The sequence below is a fragment of the Bradyrhizobium sp. HKCCYLS20291 genome, from assembly GCF_051167715.1.
Lineage (GTDB): Bacteria > Pseudomonadota > Alphaproteobacteria > Rhizobiales > Xanthobacteraceae > Bradyrhizobium.
In genome coordinates, this window is the sequence record NZ_JBNPTO010000020.1 from 106,658 (window position 1) to 127,975 (window position 21,318).

A 21,318-nucleotide genomic window follows, 5' to 3' on the forward strand; every position below is an offset into this window, starting at 1 on the left:
GCTCAGATCAGGTGCCCGAGCCCAGGCACTTGTTGGTCTTGGTGTTGAAGTTACCGCACTTCTTGCCGACCCAGTCGCCGATCAGGTCCTTGGAGCCCTCGAGCTCCTTCGACCAGGCGTCGCCCGGGACGAGATCCTTGGTCTTGTAGACGACGCTGAACTGGCCATCGCCCTTGATCTCGCCGATGAACACCGGCTTGGTGATGTGGTGGTTCGGCAGCATCTTCGACACGCCACCGGTCAGGTTCGGCGCCTCGATGCCCGGAAGTGCGTCGATGACCTTGTCCGGATCGGTCGACTTCACCTTCTCGACCGCCTTCACCCACATGTTGAAGCCGATCACGTGGGCTTCCATCGGGTCGTTGGTGGTGCGCTTCGGATTCTTGGTGTAGGCCTGCCACTCCTTGATGAACTTCTCGTTCGCCGGGGTCTTGATCGACTCGAAGTAGTTCCAGGCGGCGAGATGGCCGATCAACGGCTTGGTGTCGATGCCGGCGAGCTCTTCCTCACCCACCGAGAACGCGACGACCGGAATGTCCTTCGCCTTGATGCCCTGGTTGCCGAGCTCCTTGTAGAACGGAACGTTGGCGTCGCCGTTGATGGTCGAGACCACGGCGGTCTTCTTGCCGGCCGAGCCGAACTTCTTGATGTCGGCGACAATCGTCTGCCAGTCGGAGTGACCGAACGGCGTGTAGTTGATCATGATGTCGTCCTGAGCCACGCCCTTCGACTTCAGGTAGGCTTCCAGGATCTTGTTGGTGGTGCGCGGATAGACGTAGTCGGTGCCGGCCAGCACCCAGCGCTTCACCTTCTCTTCCTTCATCAGGTAGTCGACCGCCGGGATCGCCTGCTGGTTCGGCGCCGCTCCGGTGTAGAACACGTTGCGCTCGCTCTCCTCGCCCTCGTACTGGACCGGGTAGAACAGGATGCTGTTGAGCTCCTTGAACACCGGCAGCACCGACTTGCGCGACACCGAGGTCCAGCAGCCGAACACCACCGAGACCTTGTTCTTGGTGATCAGCTCGCGGGCCTTCTCGGCGAACAGCGGCCAGTTCGAGGCGGGGTCGACGACGACGGCCTCGAGCTTCTTGCCGAGCACGCCGCCCTTCTTGTTCTGCTCGTCGATGAGGAACAGGATCGTATCCTTCAGCGTGGTTTCGCTGATGGCCATGGTGCCGGACAGAGAATGCAGAACGCCGATCTTGATGGTGTCGTCGGCGGCCATCGCCGGGCCAAAGCCGGCTGCGCCGAGTGCCAGGCCGGCAGCAGCAGCCAGCCAGCGACGGCGGCTGAACGGCGCCGTTAATTCCTGAGTGAGTCGAGTAAGCATGCGATAATGTCTCCCTGACGCAGACAAGCTTTGCAGCCAAGGCGGCCGTCGGTCTGCGGCGGAAGAATCGCAAGAAGCATGCCATGCCGAGCACTTCTGTTAAGTCTTTGTTTTAAATATAAAACTCGTCACAATCGCGACGGAAGGTCGCAACGACCTGCCTAAAGCTCGCGCAAGCCCGCTGATTAATCAGCCGGCAAGAAGCGTATAAAATATGCACTTTGTTTCGACTGGCTAAATTTAGAGCAGCAGAGTACCAGCCCATTCGCCAATCCGTTGCGCAACGGCCTTGAAAGTGTCGTCCACCTGTTCCATATACCTGATAGATCGAGGCGAATCGGCCGGATCTCTGCAAGCCGCGTGTTCTTTGGCTCGACTCGAGCTTCTGGCTTTGCATCCTCACCAATCCAATCTAGGCGCTCCAAACACGCGGGTGTCTCTTTGATCACCCACCCGCGTTCGGCTGCCTGCCGACCCGGGCCTTATCCTCTTATGGAAAGCCCAGTCTTTGACATCCTTCCAGGATTTTAACCTCGCCGACGCGCTGACGCGCGCGCTGAAGGAAGAGAACTACACCACCCCCACCCCGATTCAGGCCCAGACCATTCCGCTCGCGCTCGAAGGCCGCGACGTGGTCGGGATCGCGCAGACGGGAACCGGCAAGACCGCCTCGTTCGCGCTCCCGATCCTGCATCGCCTGATGCAGAACCGGATCAAGCCGCAGCCGAAGACGGCGCGCGTGCTCGTGCTGAGCCCGACGCGTGAGCTGTCGGGCCAGATCCTCGACAGCTTCAACACCTATGGCCGCCACATCCGGCTGAGCTCGGCGCTCGCGATCGGCGGCGTCCCGATGGGACGCCAGGTCCGCGCCGTCATGCCAGGCCTCGAGGTGCTGGTGGCGACGCCAGGCCGCCTGCTCGACCTGGTCCAGGGCAACGCCCTGAAGCTGAGCCATGTCGAATTTCTCGTGCTCGACGAAGCCGATCGCATGCTCGATATGGGCTTCATCAACGACATCCGGAAGATCGTCGCCAAGCTGCCGATCAAGCGGCAGACGCTGTTCTTCTCGGCAACCATGCCGAAGGACATCGCCGAGCTCGCGGACGCGATGCTGCGCGATCCGGCGCGGGTGGCGGTGACCCCGGTGTCGTCGACCGTCGAGCGCATTGCCCAGCGCGTCATCCAGGTCGATCATTCGGCCAAGCCGAGCCTGCTGGCTCAGCTGCTCAAGGGCGAGCCGGTCAACCGCGCGCTGGTGTTCACGCGCACCAAGCACGGCGCCGACAAGGTCGTGAAGAGCCTGGAAAAGGCCGGCATCCCGGCCCAGGCGATCCACGGCAACAAGTCGCAGAACCACCGCGAGCGCACGCTGGCGGCGTTCCGCTCCGGCGAGATCCGCACGCTGGTGGCAACCGACATCGCGGCGCGCGGTATCGACGTCGACGGCGTCAGCCATGTCGTCAATTTCGACCTGCCGAACGTGCCCGAGACCTATGTCCACCGCATCGGCCGCACCGCGCGCGCCGGCGCCGAAGGCGTCGCGATCTCGCTGGTGGCCGGGGCGGACGAGATGTCCTACCTGCGTGACATCGAGCGGCTGATCAAGATCTCGCTGCCGCGCGACGACCGCCGCACGCCGGGTCACCGCGAAGCAGCCCCGGCGGCCAAGCCGCAGCAGCATCGTGGCGGCCGTCCTGGCATGCAGAATGCGCGGCCCAACGACGGGGGCAACGCCGCAAAAGGCCCTCGCGGACGTCGCCGTTCCAATGCTAAGGTGGCGTCTCTGCCAGGCAATCGTCAGGAGCCCCAACGTCCGTCGCAAGGCGGCGGCAAGGCCGGGTCGATTCAGGGCGTTGCATTCCTGCATCGCGAGGGCAGACCCAAAAACCACGCTCAAAACCGCAACCACCGGCCAAACTAGACGTCTATCGATCTGGAGAAAGACATGGCTAAGGAAGAGCTGATCCAGTTCGAAGGGCTGGTCACCGAAATCCTTCCCGACGCGCGCTACCGCGTGCAGCTCGACGCTGGGCACGAAATCGTCGCCTATACCGCCGGCAAGATGAAAAAGAATCGCATCAAGACGCTCGCGGGAGACCGCGTGACCGTCGAAATGTCGCCCTACGATCTGGAAAAAGGCCGCCTGATCTTCCGCCATAAGGACGAGCGGCCCAGCAGCCCGGGCGGCCCCCCGCGGGGCGGGGCGCAACGGGGCGGGCAGTTTCGCCGCCGCTGAGCTGCCGTCGCCGGGCGGAACATTGTTCCGCCCATTTGGGCATGATCATATCTTGCGCAATCAGCGCGTCGGCCCCCTGGCCGGCGCGGTAAAAAATCATGCGCGCCCACGCACCTCAGGATTGTTTTGCGCGCCCATTTCCAATAATATATGCGGCAATCGATTTTCGGCCGGACGAGATTAGCTATTACCGGTACAGCCGGTTCAGACGCTGACGACCCTTCCAAAAATTCGATCTAACCAGCCCAGAATCCTGGGTTACGACATTTGATATCTGAGAAGGGAACTACCCCCGTGAGCATGGGAACCGTGAAGTGGTTTAACGCGACCAAGGGCTATGGCTTCATCCAGCCGGACGACGGTGGCAACGACGTGTTCGTGCACATCAGCGCCGTCGAGCGCGCTGGTCTCGGCACGCTGCGCGAAGGCCAGAAGATCTCCTACGAGATCGTGGCTGACCGCCGTTCGGGCAAGTCCTCGGCCGACAATCTCCGCGCGGCCAGCTGAGCTGCGTGAGACGATCGCCAGATCGTCCCGACCAAAACGAAAGGCCGCCTCGGGCGGCCTTTTTCATGTCTGCTGTTTCGGCTACCGCCCTCCCAAGCAGACCCAGGGCTATCGCATCTGACGATGGGAGTGGTGCGCGCTTCTTCCCCCACGTCGTCATGGCCGGGCCTGTCCGGCCATCCACGTCGTTCAACACGCGGGGACCACGTGGATGCCGGGGCATGACGGAGTAACTAACTGTCAGGATCGTTCGTCGCGACAGCCCCGCATCTCCATATGCGATGGCCCCGCCATCGGACGATGGCGGGATCGTTCGACGATATGAGGCTCAACAACTCGTCTTGGGAGAGTAGTACACGCAGGTCGACTGCCGCGGACGCGTATAGGCGACGTCGCCGAGATTGATGCCGGTCTTGGCCATGACGTAGCCGATCGTCGGCACGTACTGATAGGTCACCTCGCTGAAGATCAGATAGGTGCCACTGACCAGCAGGTCCGCCGGCACGCCCACCGTCGTTCCAACCGCTCGCACCGCCGACCCTTTGCTCCACACCACGGTCGCCTGCTTCGATGTCGGATCGACGTAGAGCTCGGTGATCGTCGCGTTCACCGGCGATGTCGCGTACGGATACATGATGCCGGTCGAGGCCGCGAAAAAGTTCGACATGTCGCTGTCGCCAACCGTGGTCGATTGCGACGTCAGGTCGGAGAGCGTTCGCGCCATCAGGGTGACCTTGCGGTCGACGGCGATAGCCGAGCAGAACTCCACCGTGCCGAAGAACATCACCAGCATGAGCGGCACGATGAACGCGAATTCGGTGGCGGCCACGCCGCTTTTGTCGGCGCGAAACGCGCCGAAGCGACAGAGCAGACGATCCTTCAGATTCCGACCTTGCATGACAGTTCCTGCCGGGTTCATGAGTAGGGCTCGTTCTTGAAGGCGGCCGTGCCGACCAGCAGCCGCTTGCTGCCGGACAGGTTCGCGATGTTGTAGCCGAGCTGGGTCACGAAGATCGGCCATTGATAGAACAGCCGGACGACGACGATATCGCCCGCGGCCCCGGGGCTGTAGGTCATGTTGTTGATGAAGTTGCCGGAATTGTCGATCTGGCTGCTGATCGAGACGTCGGCGAATTTCGAGTAGCTCTTCACGTCGATATAGATCTTGGCGCAGCTGAACAGCACCGAGACCGAGGTCTTGTTGCAGACGTAATCCGAGAAATCCTGCTGGCTGTAGCCGCCGCTCTGGGCCTGTCCGGTCAGGATCATGCGCGCCGAATCCTGCGTCGCAGTCTCCAGGACCTGATTGGCGAAGAACATCAGGGCCGTTTCGATGATGGCGAACAGCAGCGCGAAGAAGACCGGCGCGACCAGCGCGAATTCGAGGGCGGCCGAGGCTCGCCGGTTGCGCCGGAATCGACGCACCAGCCTGCGAAAGGAGCCGGTCGAGGACGCTTGCATGAGATCATCCGAATATGAGGAGGCACATCAACCTGGGTGAAAGAAATAGCGGAAACTTGTTGGCAAAGAGTTTCCTACAATCCGAACGAGCCGGGGCCGCCCGTCAACCATCCGCTAACCATGCACGAGTGCCGCCGCTTCTGCCCTGCCGCTGCGCCCGGCGCGCGAACGCGATGCGGCCCCTGAAAGGGGCCGCGTGAATGCGCTCCATGACGCATCTGTCAGTGAAGGAAACGCCATACGGGCGCTGCCGCAGGGCTTAATTAGTCTTTGCCGCCCCGGACGCCGCGCTGCCGCTTGCCGTGCTCGACATCGTTCCGGCCTGATCGAGCGCGGACTTGAAGTAGGAATCGCCGTCTCCGAGGGTGACGCGGCGCTGACAGACGGGCATGCAGCTATAGGTCTCTCGATCCACGCCACGATAGATCGTCACCAGCCGGTCGGTCGGGCCGGCGACCTGGATCTGGCGATCGACCAGCACCTGGCCGGCGCGGTCCATGGCGATGAAGTTGGTGGCGCCGTAGCTCTTTCCGGTGACGACGATGATGCCTCCGCTCTGCAGCGTCACGTCCGCAATCATCGGATTGCCGACGACGAGAGTGGCGACCTTGTCGGGCAGCTTGACCAGCTTGGCCTGGTCGACATTCACGGCGATGGCAGGATCGGGATCGGCCGAGGCAGCGGCCGGCCACAGCAGCATGACGGCCGCCACGGCGCACCATGCGAGGGAAAGACGAGGACGACGCACACTGAACGACATTCTAGAACCCCGGGACATTGACGAGCCGTCTCAAGCGATACGCAGCGGTGACGGCGCCCGACGCGGCAAATCTGCGCTCAATTGGTGAACGATCTGCAAACACCAGCCGCTCCCTTTAAGCCTCCGTCACCGCTCAACGGCGGAACGGGAAAGCGAGCTGACCGGCGAATTCGCCGGGCATCGCGGCTTCGTCCTTGCCGTAGCTCTCGGGCAGCCGGCCCTCCGGCATCCGGAACGTCCCGAACAGGATGTCCCAGAGCGGGAACGTGCCGGCGAAATTGGTATTGCCGCCTTCCTCGAGCGAGGTGTGATGCCAGCGATGGAACACCGGCGTGGCCAGGACATATTTGAACGGTCCGAGCGTCCAGTTGAGATTGGCGTGCACGAAGGCGGAGTGGAAGGTTGTGAACGGACCGACCCAGATCATCACGTTCGGCGAGATGCCCGCCATCAGCAGCATCACATCGACGACGATCGTGCCGAGGATCAGGTTGATCGGATGAAACCGCGCCGCCGAGATCCACTCCAGGTCCTCCGAAGAGTGATGGACGGCGTGATATTTCCAGAACTCGCCACCGTGGAACAGCCGGTGCGTCCAGTACAGCATGAAATCGGAGAGCACGAGGAACAACAGTCCCTGCAGCCATTCCGGCAATTGCGCCAGCGGGCCATGGCCGTTCTCGTAGAACGCGATCAATTCATCGGCGTCGTGGATCTTGAAGACCACCCCCGCTCCGAGCACCAGCAACCCGATCCGGAGCACGCGCGCGAACACCGGGACGAAGAACCAGTAGACCATGTCGGTGACGAGCTCGCGCTTCTGCCACCACGGCTTGCCCGGATTGCACGCCCAGAAATGGCTGAGCACCGAAAAGACGACGGCCAGACACAGCGTGATCGGCAGGACCTTCTCGATGGTCTGGCCGAGCATCAGCGCGACCTCCCATGGCAGACCGGACATAACGTGCCTCATCTCATGAACTTTCCCGAGGCGTACTCCGTTGCGCTTAAGGAGCCGTGAACCGCGGGGCAACGGTGTGAGCGGAGCGGACGGCGCCCAACCGCCAATCCGTGCACGACTCAAATGTCATAGCGCGCGTGGACTGGTCGTCTTACACGCAAACGGATCGAGAGCGTCTGTCGCCGTTCCGTAGCGCTGCGGTTAGCCAAGAACCGGCTGAAACCGCCGCGTAGAAAAGTTTCGAATTTTTGTCGCGCACTTCAGCCCAAATTTACTCTGCACAACAACTGCCATTTGTCCCTGAGTTTCGCGGACCGAATTAACTACGCCGAAATGCCTCACGCCTAGGGTAACCCGCATGGTCACGGTGCTGAGAACGCCGCCACGACCAAAATTTGTTCGACCAGCCACGTGTACATGGAGTTACCTATGAAGAATCTTCTTGCTCGCTTCGTGAAGGATGAATCCGGCGCGACCGCGATCGAATACGGCCTGATCGCTGCCGGCATCTCGCTCGCGATCATCGCGGCCGTGAACGGCCTCGGCACCAGCCTGAGCTCCAAGTTCGGCCAGATCAACACGTCGCTCAAGTAAGCGGTCGTCACGATCGAGCAAAAAAGGCCCCGGCGATCCGGGGCCTTTATTGTTTTGAGTTTCCTGACCGGTGGCGTTCAGTCATGCGTAACCACGTTTTGCCCGCCGCTGCATCCAGGCGGCCCCTCAGCCAGGCCGATGCGACGACACGCTGGGTGTGCCTGGCCCTGGGTCTGTCGATCATCACGCTCGCCGCCCGGATCCTCAGCCTGCTGTAATTCCCGCCGGCCTGCCCGCCCGGCCGTTTTCCGATCATTTAGGTCTTCCCGCTAGGTTCGGGTATCAGCGCATCCCGCGCCGGCCAACGCCGTCGGAACTCATGACCCTCGATCTTGCGCGCCTTCTGCTGTTTCCGGCCCTGATGGCGTTCGCCGCGGCGAGCGACCTGTTCACGATGACCATTTCGAACCGGGTCTCGCTGGCTCTGATCGCCGGATTTGTGGTGCTGGCACCGCTGAGCGGCATGGGCCTCCAGGACATCCTGTCTCATCTCGGCGCGGGGGCAGCCCTGCTCGCCATCGCCTTCGCATGCTTCGCATTCGGCTGGATCGGCGGCGGCGACGCCAAGGTTGCGGCTGCGGCTGCCCTATGGTTCGGCTTTGCACATTTGATGAACTACCTGCTCTATGCATCGATCTTCGGCGGCGTCCTCACGCTCGTGCTGATGCAGTTCCGGCAGTGGCCACTGCCCTATATGCTGGCCGGACAGTCGTGGCTTGCGCGGCTGCACGCCAAGGAGAGCGGCGTGCCCTATGGCATTGCGCTCGCGTTGGGCGCATTGATGGTCTATCCGGACACCGACTGGGTGAAGGCAATCGACGCCGCGCGCTTCGCGATGCCCTGATGCACCGTGTGAACGCGGTGTTAAGGCGATTTAGATACGCCTCATTAACCATGCTTTGACGAATAACTGCTCAACTCCCATTACGGCGGCGGAAGCGTCGCGGCGTAATGTGGAAAGTGAAGCGTATGAATACCGCACGCATTGTGGTTCTGACCATCGCTGTGGGCGCGGGCGGCGTGGCCGCATATCTCGCAAGTGGATCCGATGAGCGGCCGGCGCCGGTCGCCGCGGCCGCTCCGCCGGTGCAGACGGTCGACGTTCTCGTCGCCAAATCCGACATCGGCCTCGGCCACTCGCTCAAGCCCGAGGACCTGCAGTGGCAGAGCTGGCCGGCCTCGACGGCGAGCGCGAGCTTCATTCGCCGCACCGATCGTCCCGAAGGCCAGGCGCAGGTCACCGGCACGATCGCGCGCGCGCCCTTCATTGCCGGCGAGCCGATCCGCGAGCAGAAACTCGTCAAATCCGACGGCTCCGGCTTCATGGCGGCGATCCTCCCCTCGGGGATGCGGGCCGTGTCCACCGAGATCTCGCCTGAGACCGGCGCCGGCGGCTTCATCCTGCCGAACGACCGCGTCGACGTCATCCTGTCCAAGCGCGAGCGCAATCCCGATCAGCCGAACGCCGGCGACGTCATCAGCTCCGAGATCATTCTGTCGAACATCCGCGTGCTGGCGATCGACCAGGCGCCCAAGGAGAAGGATGGCCAGACCACCGTCGTGGGCAAGACGGTCACCCTGGAGCTGAAGCCGGCGCAGGCGGAGACGCTGGCGCGCTCGCGGCAGACCGGAACCTTGTCGCTGGCGCTCCGCAGCATCGCCGACGTCAACGTCGCCGAGAACCGCACGGACGAGACCACCCGCAGGCGCGGCGACAGTGTTGCCGTCATCCGCTTCGGCATTCCCAGCACGATGACGACGCAGAAGTGACCGAGAGGACCTCTACAATGACATGCAGCGAAAATCAGCGGAAACTGCGGACCTCGGTGGTCCGCGCGCTGTCGTTTTCGGCGGCCGCTGCGCTGACCCTGAATCCGGCGCTGGCGCCGGTGATCGCGGCGGATTACCGCCCGGCGGTCACGGCCGCCGCAGCCGACGGACAGATGAATGCGCGTTTCCTGGCGCTCGGAATCGGCAAGTCGGTGGTCATCGACCTGCCCCGCGAGATCAAGGATGTCCTGGTCGCCGATCCGAAGATCGCCAATGCGGTGGTCCGCTCATCGCAGCGCGCCTACATCATCGGCGCGACTGTCGGCCAGACCAACATCGTGTTCTTCGACGCGCAGGGTCAGCAGATCGCCGCCTATGACATCGCGGTCAAGCGCGACCTCAACGGCGCACGCGCCGCCCTGCGGCAGTTGCTGCCCAATGCCGACATCCAGATCGAAGGCCTCGGCGACGGCGTCGTGCTGACCGGCTCGGCCGCCAACCAGATCGAGGCTCAGCAGGCCGGCGAGCTCGCCGCACGGCTGGCCGGCGGCGCCGACAAGGTCGTCAACTCCATCACGGTGCGCGGCCGTGACCAGGTCATGCTCAAGGTGACGGTCGCCGAGGTGCAGCGCTCGATCGTCAAGCAGCTCGGCATCGATCTGTCCGGCCAGCTCAACTACGGCACCGCCGTGGTCAAGTTCGCCAACTCGAATCCGTTCACCGCCTATGGCAGCAATCTCGTCTCCAACAACGCCATCAGCGCGGCGCTGGGAGCGACTCCGACCGTGCAGGCCACATTGCGGGCGATGGAAAACGCCGGCGTGATCCGCACCCTGGCCGAGCCCAACCTGACGGCGATCTCCGGCGAGTCGGCGACGTTCATCGCCGGCGGCGAGTTCCCGGTCCCCGCCGGCTATTCGTGCGACCCGACGACCCATGTCTGTACCACGCAGATCAGCTTCAAGAAGTTCGGCATTTCGCTGAACTTCACCCCGGTCGTCCTGAGTGAAGGCCGCATCTCGATGCGAGTGATGACCGAGGTGTCCGAGCTCTCCAACGAGAACTCGATCACGCTGTCGCAGGCGGTCAGCTCGACGACCGTGAACTCGCTGACCGTCCCGTCCATCAAGACCCGCCGCGCCGAAACCACGCTGGAGATTCCCTCGGGCGGCGCCATGGCGATGGCCGGCCTGATCCAGCAGCAGACCAAGCAGGCCATCAGCGGCATGCCGGGCCTGATGCAGCTTCCCGTCCTCGGCGCGCTTTTCCGCAGCCGCGACTACGTCAACAACCAGACGGAGCTGATGGTGCTGGTCACGCCCTTCGTGGTCCGCGCCGTCGCTCAGAAGGATCTCTCCCGTCCCGACGACGGCTTTGCCGCGGCGTCCGACCCGCAGGCCGAGCTGTTGGGCAGCATCAACCGCATCTACGGCGTGCCCGGCCGGACCGAGTCCGGGCGCAACTATCGCGGCACTTACGGCTTCATCACGGACTGAGCTGGGACAAGGACTTGCACCGATGACAACGAAATCCAGCTCCGCTCGCCGCCGTCTGCCACTCGCGGCTGCCTTGGCCGCAACCGCCGCCCTGCTCGGCGCCTGCAATCACGGCCGCGACGCGGCCACGATCGCCAGCATTCCCGACGACTACCGGCTGCGTCATCCGATCGCGGTCCAGGAGGCGCCGGACTCGCTGGTCGTCTTCGTCGGCCAGGGCCGCGGCGGTCTGACCGCCGAGCAGCGCGCGGACGTGATGGGGCTGGCGCAGAGCTGGGGCCGCCAGGGCACCGGCGGCATCAGCGCCGACGTCCCGACCGGGACGCCCAACGCGCGCGCGGCATCCGACTCGATACGCGAGATCCAGTCGCTGTTCGCCGCCGCGGGTGTTCCGCCGCACGCCGTCACCGTCCGAAATTATCAACCGAAGGACCCGCGCCAGATGGCGGCGATCCGGCTGAGCTATCCGAAGCTGTCGGCCACCGCCGGCCCCTGCGGGATCTGGCCAGACGATCTCGGGCCATCGATCAAGAACAACAACTGGTTCGACAACAAGCCGGATTGGAACTACGGCTGCGCCTATCAGCGCAACATGGCCGCGATGGTCGACAATCCGGCGGATTTCGTTCAGCCGCGCGCAGAAACGCCGTCCTACACCACGCGCCGGACTGCGCTGTTCGACAAATACCGCAAGGGAACGTCAACCGCGATCGTCTATCCCGAGGCCGACAAAGCCAAACTCAGCGACACAGGCAAATGATCAGCTACGCCCGACAGACCCAAGAGGAGCAGCCTGACGTCGTGCCGCCGCCGGCCGACGATCATATCGCGCCGGCCCCGCGCGTGTCGGTGCAGGCGTTCTGCGAAACGGTGGAAACCGCGGCCTCGGTCCAGGCCGCCGGTGAGGACCGGCGTCTCGGCAAGGCGCATCTGAAGATCCAGATGGGGGGTATGGCGGCGGCGATCGAAGCCTATCGCTCGGCGCCGACGCCCAACGTCATCATTCTGGAGACCGACGCGCGCACGGACATTCTCGCCGGCCTCGACCATCTCGCAACCGTGTGCGATCCCGGCACGCGCGTCGTCGTGATCGGGCGCGTCAACGACGTGACGCTATATCGTGAACTCGTGCGCCGTGGCGTCAGCGACTATGTGCTGTCTCCGGTGACGCCGATCGACGTGGTTCGCTCGATTTGCAACCTGTTCTCCGCACCCGAGGCCAAGGCCGTCGGCCGCATCGTCGCGGTCGTCGGCGCCAAGGGTGGTGTCGGCGCATCGACCATTGCCCACAACATCGCCTGGGCGATCGCCCGCGATCTGGCGATGGATTCGGTCGTGGCCGACCTCGATCTCGCCTTCGGCACCGCCGGGCTGGACTACAATCAGGACCCGGCACAGGGCATCGCCGACGCCGTATTCTCGCCGGACCGGGTCGACATCGCCTTCATGGACCGGCTGCTGTCGAAATGCACCGACCATCTCAGCCTGCTGGCCGCGCCGGCGACGCTCGACCGCGTCTACGATTTCGGCGCCGAAGCCTTCGATGCGATCTTCGACACGCTGCGGGCGTCGATGCCCTGCATCGTGCTCGACGTTCCCCATCAATGGTCGGGATGGACCAAGCGGGCGCTTATCAGCGCCGACGACATCCTGATCGTGGCCGCGCCGGACCTGGCGTCGCTGCGCAACACCAAGAACATGTTCGATCTGCTCAAGGCGGCGCGGCCGAACGATCGCATGCCGCTCTATTGCTTGAACCAGGTCGGGGTGCCCAAGCGGCCGGAGATCAACGCCAGTGAATTCGCCAAGGCGATCGAATCGCAGCCGATCGCCTCGATCCCGTTCGAGCCGCAGGTGTTCGGCGCGGCCGCCAACAACGGGCAGATGATCGCGGAAATGTCCCCCAATCACCGGACGACGGAGATGTTTCTGCAGATCGCGCAGCGGCTCACCGGCCGCAGCGAGACCAAGAAGCCGAAAGGCTCCTTCCTGTCGCCTCTGCTGGACAAGCTGAGGGCGAAGTAAGCACGCGTGGAGTTCTAGGTCGTGTTTGGTAAGCGTAGCGGATTGGACAACGATACCAGGGCTCTCAGGCCGGCCGCGCCTGCGCCCGAGCCGGCGCCGGCTGCGCCGCGCGCGGCTTCTCCGGCCGTGTCGTCGCCGCCTCTGGCTCCGACCCGATCAGCCCCGCCACCGCCGCCGGCCGTCGAGACGCGCCGCTCCGACAACTATTACCAGGTCAAGGCGACGATCTTCGGCGCGCTGATCGAGGCCATCGACCTCGCCCAGCTCGCCAAGCTGGACGGCGAATCCGCGCGCGAGGAAATCCGCGACATCGTCAACGAGATCATCGCGATCAAGAACATCGTGATGTCGATCGCCGAGCAGGAGGAACTGCTCGACGACATCTGCAACGACGTGCTCGGCTACGGTCCGCTCGAGCCGCTGCTGTCGCGCGACGACATCGCCGACATCATGGTCAACGGCGCCGGCACGGTCTTCATCGAAGTCAACGGCAAGATCCAGCGCACGGGCATCCGGTTCCGCGACAACCAGCAGCTCCTGAACATCTGCCAGCGCATCGTCAGCCAGGTCGGCCGCCGCGTCGACGAATCCTCGCCGATCTGCGACGCCCGCCTCGCCGACGGTTCCCGCGTCAACGCGATCGTGCCGCCGCTGGCGATCGACGGCCCTGCGCTCACCATTCGTAAGTTCAAGAAGGACAAGCTCACCCTCGATCAGCTGGTCAAGTTCGGCGCGATCTCGGCGGAAGGCGCCGAGATCCTGCAGATCATCGGGCGCGTCCGCTGCAACGTGCTGATCTCCGGCGGTACCGGCTCCGGCAAGACCACGTTGCTGAACTGCCTGACCAACTACATCGACCACGACGAACGCGTCATCACCTGCGAGGACGCCGCCGAGCTCCAGCTGCAGCAGCCGCATGTAGTCCGCCTCGAAACCCGGCCGCCCAACATCGAGGGCGAGGGCCAGGTGACGATGCGTGAACTGGTGAGAAACTGTCTGCGTATGCGCCCTGAACGCATCATCGTCGGCGAGGTCCGCGGCCCGGAGGCATTCGACCTCCTCCAGGCCATGAACACCGGTCACGACGGCTCGATGGGGACGCTCCACGCCAACAACCCGCGCGAAGCATTGTCGCGCTGCGAATCCATGATCACCATGGGCGGCTTCTCGCTGCCATCACGGACCATCCGCGAGATGATCTGTGCGTCGATCGATGTCATCGTCCAGGCCGCCCGTCTGCGCGACGGCTCCCGCCGCATCACGCACATCACCGAGGTGATGGGCATGGAAGGTGACACCATCATCACCCAGGACGTCTTCCTCTACGACTTGGTCGGCGAGGACGCGAACGGCAAGATCATCGGCCGGCATCGCTCGACCGGCATCGGCCGTCCGCGGTTCTGGGAGCGCGCGCGCTACTACGGCGAAGAAAAGCGGCTGGCGGCGGCGCTCGACGCCGCCGAGGTCGCGAGCAAGGACTGAGGAGCAGACCGATGAAGCTTCAGGCTCTCGCCCTTGCCTTTCTGGCCGCGACCGCGATCGGCGGTCTCGCCTGGGTGTTCATCTATCCGTTGCTGTCGGGTGAGCGGAAGGCCGAGCAGCGGCGCAGCACCGTCGCCAAGTCGGAGCCCGTCGTACGCCAGGCCGAGCGCACCCAGCGCTCGCGCCGCGAGCAGGTCGAATCTTCGCTCAAGGATCTCGAGGCGAAGGCGCAGAAGCAGAGCAAGGTGCCGCTCAACCTGCGGATCTCGCAGGCCGGCCTCGACTGGACCGTTCAGAAGTTCTGGATCGTCTCCGGCATTCTCGGCTTGGCCGCCTGCGCCCTCGCCTTCTTCGGCGGCGGCGGTCCGCTCGGCGCGATCGGCCTCGGCTTTGCGGCAGGCTTCGGCCTGCCGCGCTGGGTGCTCGGGTTCCTGAAGGGCCGGCGCGAGAAGAAGTTTCTGGCGGCGCTGCCGGATGCGGTGGACGTGATCGTTCGCGGCATCAAGGCCGGCCTGCCCCTGTTCGAATCCATCAAGGTGGTCGCAGCCGACGCACCGGAGCCGCTGCGCAGCGAATTCCTCGCGATCATCGAGACCCAGGCGATCGGCATGCCGCTCGGCGAGGCCTGCACCCGGCTGTATGAGCGGATGCCGCTGCCCGAGGCCAACTTCTTCGGCATCGTCATCGCGATCCAGCAGAAGTCGGGCGGCAACCTCTCCGAGGCGCTCGGCAATTTGTCCAAGGTGCTGCGCGACCGCAAGAAGATGTCCGAGAAGATCCAGGCGATGTCGATGGAAGCCAAGGCCTCCGCCGGCATCATCGGGTCGCTGCCCCCGATCGTGATGCTGCTCGTCTATCTGAGCACCCCCGACTACATCTCCCTGCTGTGGACCCATCCGACCGGGCAGCTGATGCTGGTCGGCTGCCTGGTGTGGATGTCGATCGGCATCATGGTCATGAAGAAGATGATCAACTTCGATTTCTGAGGTGAACCATGGTCGACTTTCTGGTCACCAAGCTGCACGACCCGCACTTCATGACGATGTTCTTCGCCGCGATCGCGGCGAGCGCCACCGTCTACACGCTGATCATGCCGCTGTTCGCGGGCGAGAACCTGAACAAGCGCATGAAGGCGGTCGCCAGCGAGCGCGAGCGGATCAAGCAGCGCGAACGCGAGCGGCTGAACGCCGGCGAGAAGGTCTCGCTGCGGCAGACTCCGAAACAGCTCGTCGCCAAGGTGGTGGATGATTTCAACCTCACCAAATGGCTGGCCCAGGAAGCCGCCCGCGAAAAGCTCATCATGGCCGGCTATCGCGGCCAGGCGCCCTACATCACCTTCCTGTTCGCGCGCCTGGTGGCGCCGGTGGTGCTGTTCGTGGGCTCGGTGCTCTATGTCTTCGTGATCGCTCACCTCGAGAAGTCGATGCCGGTCAAGATCGGCATCTGCGTCGGCATGGCCTATCTCGGCCTGCAGGCGCCGATGCTATTCCTCAGCAATGCGATCTCGAAGCGCCAGCTGTCGATCAAACGCGCCTTTCCCGATGCGCTCGACCTGCTGCTGATCTGCATCGAATCCGGCATGTCGATCGAGGCAGCGTTCCGCAAGGTGGCGGTGGAAATCACCAGCCAGTCGATCGCGTTGTCCGAGGAGTTCACGCTCACCACCGCGGAACTCTCGTATCTGCAGGACCGCAAGGTCGCCTACGAGAACCTCGCCCGCCGCACCGGGCTGGAAGGCGTCAAGTCGGTCTGCCTCGCGCTCCAGCAATCCGAGCGCTACGGCACCCCGCTCGGCCAGTCGCTGCGCGTGATGGCGCAGGAGAATCGCGACATGCGCATGAACGAGGCCGAGAAGAAGGCCGCGGCGCTGCCGCCGAAGCTGACGGTGCCGATGATCCTGTTCTTCCTGCCGGTGCTGTTCGTGGTCATTCTGGGACCGACCGGCATCAAGGTCGCTGCCATGCAGTAATTTCGCTTGCAGACGGCGCGGGCAGCTGGAAGCTAGGCGGAGCATGACCGAGGTCTCCGCCTGATGTCCGACCAGCTCCGCCGCGCCGACGGCGCCCGCGTCCTCGCCGACCTGAACGCCTTGCGCGCGTTCGGCACCTACAAGACCGGCGTCCACCGGCCGACCTTCTCCGAGGCCCATCGCCAATCGCTGACATGGCTCGCCGAGCGTCTGCCCGACGCGCAGCTGACGCCCGAGATCGACGGCATCGGCAACGTACTCGGCACGAGCGCCAAGCCGGGTCCCAAGCTGCTGGCCGGATCGCATCTGGAGAGCCAGAATCAGGCCGGCTGGCTCGACGGTCCGCTGGGTGTCATCTACGCGCTCGAGGCGGCGCGCGTGCTCAATCCGGATCCGTCGATCGGCGGCGCCGTGGAAGTCGCCTCATGGTGCGACGAGGAGGGCCATTTCGGCAGCATGCTCGGCAGCCGCTCCTATGTCGGCGACGTCAGCGAGGCCGAGATTGACGCCGCGCGCGACCGCAGCAGCCCGCGCACGATGCGCGAGGCGCTGGCCGAAATGGGGTTCGCCGGACGTCCGCGCGTGCACGCTGCGCGCGGTCGTCACATCGGCTATCTCGAGGCCCATATCGAGCAGGGCGATACGCTCGAGACCGGCAGCCTGAAGGTCGGCGTCGTCACCTCGATCGTCGGCATCTGGCAATACCGCATCACCTTCACCGGCGCGCAGAACCACGCCGGCACCACGCGGATGGCCGTGCGCAAGGACGCCGGGCTCGCGCTGGCCAAGTTCTGCGTGGCGATCGATGCGCGCTTTCCCGCCGCCTGCGGCCCGCGCACGGTGTGGACCACCGGCCGCATCACGCTCGATCCGGGCGCGCCGAGCATCATCCCCGGTGGCGCCGAGATGCTGTTCCAGATCCGCGATGACAATCCCGCCGTGGTCGATCGGCTCGAAGCGCTGTTGCGCGAGATGGCCGCGCAGGCCACGTCGGCAGGCCCGTGTCCGGTCGCCGTCGAATGCATCCGCACCGGCGCGCCTGCGATAATGGACGCCACGTTCCAGGACGCCATCGAGGCCGCGAGCCGTGATCTCGCCGGCGGCCAATCGCTACGCATGCCGAGCGGCGCCGGGCATGACGCGCAGGTGCTGGCGACCATCATGCCGGCCGGGATGCTGTTCGTGCCGTCGATCGGCGGAATCAGCCATCACTGGACGGAGAACACGTCCGACGCCGACATCATCACCGGCGCCGACGTGTTCGTCGACGCATGCCGACGATTGTTGGCCGGCACGCCGTAGCCGCGCTCACTCGTCGGGCGGATTCAGCGCCGCCATCGGCGTCGCCGACCGCGCCTTGCCCTTGCCGTGTCCCTGACCCTGGCTCTGTCCCTGGATCATCTGCTTCAGATAGGCGACGTTGGCGGCGGCCTCGTCGGGCGGCAGGTCGGCGCGCGCGATCTGCTCGGCTTCGGCGAAGCGGCCCTGCAGGCCGATCACCAGCGCCAGGTTCTGACGCACCCGCGCATCCGCCCGCTGCGAGCCGTAGGCCTGGCGCAGCGCCTCCTCGGCCTTCGGCAGCTCCCGCGTCAGCATGTAGGACAGGCCGAGATTCGACAGCACCGACGGCTCGCCCGGAACGATCTTCAGCGCGCTCTCGTAGTAGCGCCGCGCCTCGTCGTGACGGCCCATCTGGTCGAGCGCGGTGCCCTGCACCGACAGCAGCTTCCAGTCGGGATTTTCGGGCGAGTGCGCGCGCGACAGCACGTCGAAGGCCAGCTTGAAATTGCCATTGTCCGCGAGCGCCCGTCCGTAGGCGGCCATCACGGTCTTGTTGCCGGGATTGGCGAGCGTCGCCTGCTCGAGCACCGCGACCGCCTGCTCGCGCTGACCGTTGCTGCGCAGCGCCTGGCCGTAGGCGACGGCAGTGACCGCATCCTTCGGATTGGCGCGATAGCGCTCGCCATAGACTTCCGCCGCGCGCTGCGGCGTCGCCGGCGGCGGCTCGGCGCGGCTGCCCAGCGATCCCGTCACGTCGGACACGGTCTGGCAGCCGCCGAGGCCGGCAACGAGAAGTGCGGCGAGCGCAACGGAGGCGAAGAGCCGGGCGATGGGAGGCTGCTGACGCATGGTCACGGGACTCGAGGGACGAGCGGATTGAACGCGACAGCAATAAACTGTTAACGCTAACAGCCGGTTAATGGCGCCATGCAGGCGTCGGCCGGCGCGATTGCGGCGGCCGGCAAACTCTGCGAAGTCTGCCCACAGCGCGCCCCTCAAGGAACCATTAGGCATGCCGTCGATGTTCGAGACTGCTCCCACAGCATCCGCCATCCCGATCACCTTCGTGACGAAGTCGAGCTGGCCGGGGATCAAGCAGGGCCTGTCCGCGCCGGCGCGCAATTTCGCCGAGGCCAATGTCTACGGCGCCAAGCCCGGCAGCTGCCTGATGCTCCCGGATGCCGAGGGGCGCATCGCGCAGGTGCTGTTCGGCATCGAGGATGACGACGCCAGGCACCGCGACCTGTTCCGCCCGGGCACCCTGCCCGGCCTGCTGCCGGCCGGCACCTACCGCTTCGCCAACGCACCGCACGATAGCAGGCTCGCCGCGCTGGCCTTCGCGCTCGGCAGCTATCGCTTCGGCCGTTACCGCAAGTCCGAGACGCCCGAGGTTCGGCTCGTGCCGCCGGACGGTGTCGATGCCGCCGAGCTGAACCGCCTCGCCGAGGCGGCGACGCTGGCGCGCGATCTCGTCAACACGCCGTCCAACGACATGGGGCCGGAGGAGCTCGAAGCCGCCGCGAAGCAGGTCGCCGACCGCTTCGGCGCCCGCTTCGGCAGCATCGTCGGCGACGATCTGCTGGCGCAGAACCATCCGCTGATCCACACCGTCGGCCGCGCCTCGACGCGGGCGCCGCGGCTGATCGAGCTTGTGTGGGGCGATCCATCGCATCCCAAGGTCACGCTGGTCGGCAAGGGCGTGTGCTTCGACACCGGCGGGCTCGATCTCAAGCCGTCCAGCAGCATGCTGCTGATGAAGAAGGACATGGGCGGCGCAGCCAATGTGCTGGCGCTGGCGCAGATGGTGATGGACGCGAAGCTCAAGCTACAGCTGCGCGTGCTGATCCCGGCGGTCGAGAATTCCGTCGCCGGCAACGCCTTCCGCCCGATGGATGTGTTTCCCTCGCGCAAGGGCCTTACCGTCGAGATCGGCAACACCGATGCCGAGGGCCGGCTGATCCTGGCCGATGCACTCGCGCTGGCCGACGAGGACAAGCCCGACCTCCTCATCGACATGGGCACGCTGACCGGCGCGGCGCGCGTCGCGCTCGGTCCCGAGCTGCCGCCGTTCTACACCAACGACGAGGCGCTCGCCGCCGACGTCGCGCGCTGCGCGGCCGCCGAGAACGATCCGCTGTGGCGGATGCCGCTGTGGGCGCCCTATGATGCGTGGCTCGACTCCAAGGTCGCGACCCTCAACAACGCGCCGTCGGGCGGCTTCGCCGGCTCGATCACCTGCGCGCTGTTCCTGCAGCGCTTCGTCGAGCCGACGACACGCTGGCTGCATCTCGACATCTTCGCCTGGACACCGTCGGCCAAGCCCGGCCGTCCCGAAGGCGGCGAGTGCCAGGCGGCGCGCGCGCTCTACAAGCTCTTGAGCGAGCGCTATGGCTGATCCGCGCCTGACACCAGCCCGCGGCGACATCGCGGCCAAGCATCTGCAGAGGCAGGTCACCGCCGACCGCTTCGTCGACGGCGAGACGCTCGTCGTGACCGATGCGATCGCGCCGTTGCGTCAGCAGCCGCAATCCGGCGCGGAGCTCGCGACACAGGCGCTGAAGGGCGAGCGCGTCACGGTCTACGATCGCAACGGCGAGGGCTGGGCCTGGGGCCAGCTCGCAGCCGATGGCTATGTCGGCTGGCTGCCGGAGGCCGCGCTGGCTGCGCCTACTGCTGCGCCGACGCACAGGATCAGCGCGCTGCGCAGCTTCGCGTTTCCGGGACCGTCGATCAAGCTGCCGCCGGTGGAGACGCTGCTGATGGGATCGGCCGTTGCGGTGAGCCGTGAGGACGCCGGCTTCGTCGTCACGCAGGAGGGCTGGTTCGTGCCGAAGCAGCACGTTGCTGATCTCGACCATGTCGCGCCCGACTACGTCGCGGTCGCCGAGCGCTTCCTCGGCACGCCCTATCTGTGGGGCGGCAAGAGCAGCCTCGGCATCGACTGCTCGGGGCTGGTGCAGGTGTCGCTGAATGCCGCGGGTGTGAGTTGCCCGCGCGACAGCGACATGCAGCTCGCGGCGCTCGGGCGAAAGCTCGACAGCGGCGAGCCGCTCCACCGCGGCGATCTGATCTTCTGGAAGGGCCATGTGGCCATCGTGCGCGATGCCGACACGATCGTGCACGCCAACGCGTTTCACATGGCAACCGCGATCGAGCCGACGCGCGAGGCGATCGCGCGGATCAAGGCGAGCGGCAGCGAGGTGCTCGCCATCAAGCGGCTCGGCTGAGTTCGTAGGGTGGGCAAAGGCGCGATCGCGACGCGCCAGCGCCGCGCGTCGCGACGTGCCCACCATCTTCGATGCGCGCACCCGGCAGGCATGGTGGGCACGGCGCGCCAGTAGCGGTGATTGAATTGGCCACTTCGCCACGCGCCTTTGCCCACCCTACGAGGCTGTGAATCTTTTGATGCCAGCCGTGGTGCGAATATGATTCTCTGAGCGGAGCGA

Annotated in this window: 22 protein-coding genes; 16 read left to right on the plus strand and 6 right to left on the minus strand. The window is 65.1% G+C overall.

Annotated features, from left to right (window positions below):
* Positions 1 to 7: 7 nt before the first annotated feature.
* Positions 8 to 1,330: an urea ABC transporter substrate-binding protein gene (gene urtA / locus ACQR07_RS31575; RefSeq protein ID WP_434865617.1), complete on the minus strand. Its 1,323-nt coding sequence runs from the start codon at positions 1,328 to 1,330 to the stop codon at positions 8 to 10.
* 508 nt (positions 1,331 to 1,838) lie between these two features.
* On the opposite strand from urtA, the gene ACQR07_RS31580 reads away from it, so the two are divergent.
* The 3 genes from ACQR07_RS31580 to ACQR07_RS31590 all read left to right on the plus strand — a co-directional run bounded on the left by ACQR07_RS31580 (position 1,839) and on the right by ACQR07_RS31590 (position 4,073).
* Positions 1,839 to 3,251: a DEAD/DEAH box helicase gene (locus tag ACQR07_RS31580; RefSeq protein ID WP_434865616.1), complete on the plus strand. Its 1,413-nt coding sequence runs from the start codon at positions 1,839 to 1,841 to the stop codon at positions 3,249 to 3,251.
* A 24-nt stretch (positions 3,252 to 3,275) separates the two neighbouring features.
* Positions 3,276 to 3,566, plus strand: coding sequence for a translation initiation factor IF-1 (gene infA / locus ACQR07_RS31585; protein WP_434865615.1), 291 nt, complete (start codon positions 3,276 to 3,278; stop codon positions 3,564 to 3,566).
* Positions 3,567 to 3,860: 294 nt separating this feature from the next.
* The gene (locus ACQR07_RS31590) at positions 3,861 to 4,073 is read left to right on the plus strand and encodes a cold-shock protein (RefSeq protein WP_011440687.1); all 213 of its coding nucleotides are present in this window, start codon (positions 3,861 to 3,863) and stop codon (positions 4,071 to 4,073) included.
* A 328-nt stretch (positions 4,074 to 4,401) separates the two neighbouring features.
* Here ACQR07_RS31590 and ACQR07_RS31595 read toward each other — a convergent pair whose 3' ends face one another.
* The 4 genes from ACQR07_RS31595 to ACQR07_RS31610 form a co-directional block, all read right to left on the minus strand.
* On the minus strand, positions 4,402 to 4,971 hold the full coding sequence (locus ACQR07_RS31595; protein ID WP_434905965.1) for a TadE/TadG family type IV pilus assembly protein: 570 nt from the start codon (positions 4,969 to 4,971) through the stop codon (positions 4,402 to 4,404).
* Between the two features lie 17 nt (positions 4,972 to 4,988).
* A complete protein-coding gene (locus ACQR07_RS31600; RefSeq protein ID WP_434905966.1) occupies positions 4,989 to 5,534 on the minus strand; it encodes a TadE/TadG family type IV pilus assembly protein in 546 nt (181 codons plus the stop codon).
* 259 nt (positions 5,535 to 5,793) lie between these two features.
* On the minus strand, positions 5,794 to 6,234 hold the full coding sequence (locus ACQR07_RS31605) for a pilus assembly protein N-terminal domain-containing protein (protein WP_434905967.1): 441 nt from the start codon (positions 6,232 to 6,234) through the stop codon (positions 5,794 to 5,796).
* A 193-nt stretch (positions 6,235 to 6,427) separates the two neighbouring features.
* Positions 6,428 to 7,255 carry a sterol desaturase family protein gene (locus ACQR07_RS31610; protein ID WP_434905968.1) on the minus strand — a complete coding sequence of 276 codons (828 nt, stop codon included), beginning with the start codon at positions 7,253 to 7,255 and terminating at the stop codon, positions 6,428 to 6,430.
* 429 nt (positions 7,256 to 7,684) lie between these two features.
* On the opposite strand from ACQR07_RS31610, the gene ACQR07_RS31615 reads away from it, so the two are divergent.
* From ACQR07_RS31615 to ACQR07_RS31665, 11 genes are all read left to right on the plus strand, one after another.
* A complete protein-coding gene (locus tag ACQR07_RS31615; RefSeq protein ID WP_434865610.1) occupies positions 7,685 to 7,849 on the plus strand; it encodes a Flp family type IVb pilin in 165 nt (54 codons plus the stop codon).
* A gap of 83 nt (positions 7,850 to 7,932) precedes the next feature.
* On the plus strand, positions 7,933 to 8,067 hold the full coding sequence (locus ACQR07_RS31620; RefSeq protein ID WP_434905969.1) for a hypothetical protein: 135 nt from the start codon (positions 7,933 to 7,935) through the stop codon (positions 8,065 to 8,067).
* A 101-nt stretch (positions 8,068 to 8,168) separates the two neighbouring features.
* Positions 8,169 to 8,693, plus strand: coding sequence for an A24 family peptidase (locus ACQR07_RS31625; protein WP_434905970.1), 525 nt, complete (start codon positions 8,169 to 8,171; stop codon positions 8,691 to 8,693).
* Positions 8,694 to 8,818: 125 nt separating this feature from the next.
* Positions 8,819 to 9,619, plus strand: a complete 801-nt coding sequence (gene cpaB, locus ACQR07_RS31630; protein WP_434905971.1) for a Flp pilus assembly protein CpaB — start codon at positions 8,819 to 8,821, stop codon at positions 9,617 to 9,619.
* Positions 9,620 to 9,636: 17 nt separating this feature from the next.
* Positions 9,637 to 11,115 (plus strand): type II and III secretion system protein family protein, encoded by a 1,479-nt coding sequence (locus tag ACQR07_RS31635; RefSeq protein WP_434905972.1) that lies wholly within the window; start codon positions 9,637 to 9,639, stop codon positions 11,113 to 11,115.
* A gap of 22 nt (positions 11,116 to 11,137) precedes the next feature.
* Positions 11,138 to 11,875 carry a CpaD family pilus assembly protein gene (locus tag ACQR07_RS31640; protein WP_434905973.1) on the plus strand — a complete coding sequence of 246 codons (738 nt, stop codon included), beginning with the start codon at positions 11,138 to 11,140 and terminating at the stop codon, positions 11,873 to 11,875.
* On the plus strand, positions 11,872 to 13,140 hold the full coding sequence (locus ACQR07_RS31645) for an AAA family ATPase (RefSeq protein ID WP_434905974.1): 1,269 nt from the start codon (positions 11,872 to 11,874) through the stop codon (positions 13,138 to 13,140). Before ACQR07_RS31640 ends, ACQR07_RS31645 begins: the two co-directional genes overlap by 4 nt.
* A gap of 21 nt (positions 13,141 to 13,161) precedes the next feature.
* Positions 13,162 to 14,622: a CpaF family protein gene (locus ACQR07_RS31650; protein WP_434905975.1), complete on the plus strand. Its 1,461-nt coding sequence runs from the start codon at positions 13,162 to 13,164 to the stop codon at positions 14,620 to 14,622.
* Between the two features lie 11 nt (positions 14,623 to 14,633).
* Entirely contained in the window at positions 14,634 to 15,608 is a 975-nt protein-coding gene (locus ACQR07_RS31655; protein ID WP_434905976.1) for a type II secretion system F family protein, read from the plus strand.
* 8 nt (positions 15,609 to 15,616) lie between these two features.
* A complete protein-coding gene (locus ACQR07_RS31660) occupies positions 15,617 to 16,591 on the plus strand; it encodes a type II secretion system F family protein (RefSeq protein WP_434865602.1) in 975 nt (324 codons plus the stop codon).
* 63 nt (positions 16,592 to 16,654) lie between these two features.
* Positions 16,655 to 17,893 (plus strand): Zn-dependent hydrolase, encoded by a 1,239-nt coding sequence (locus ACQR07_RS31665; RefSeq protein WP_434905977.1) that lies wholly within the window; start codon positions 16,655 to 16,657, stop codon positions 17,891 to 17,893.
* Positions 17,894 to 17,899: 6 nt separating this feature from the next.
* On the opposite strand, the gene ACQR07_RS31670 is transcribed toward ACQR07_RS31665, so the two are convergent.
* The gene (locus tag ACQR07_RS31670; protein WP_434905978.1) at positions 17,900 to 18,721 is read right to left on the minus strand and encodes a tetratricopeptide repeat protein; all 822 of its coding nucleotides are present in this window, start codon (positions 18,719 to 18,721) and stop codon (positions 17,900 to 17,902) included.
* Positions 18,722 to 18,884: 163 nt separating this feature from the next.
* On the opposite strand from ACQR07_RS31670, the gene ACQR07_RS31675 reads away from it, so the two are divergent.
* Complete coding sequence (locus ACQR07_RS31675) at positions 18,885 to 20,267, plus strand: leucyl aminopeptidase family protein (RefSeq protein ID WP_434905979.1); 1,383 nt, start codon at positions 18,885 to 18,887, stop codon at positions 20,265 to 20,267.
* Positions 20,260 to 21,099, plus strand: coding sequence for an NlpC/P60 family protein (locus ACQR07_RS31680; protein WP_434905980.1), 840 nt, complete (start codon positions 20,260 to 20,262; stop codon positions 21,097 to 21,099). The genes ACQR07_RS31675 and ACQR07_RS31680 overlap by 8 nt, the downstream gene beginning before the upstream one ends.
* The last annotated feature ends 219 nt before the right edge of the window (positions 21,100 to 21,318 follow it).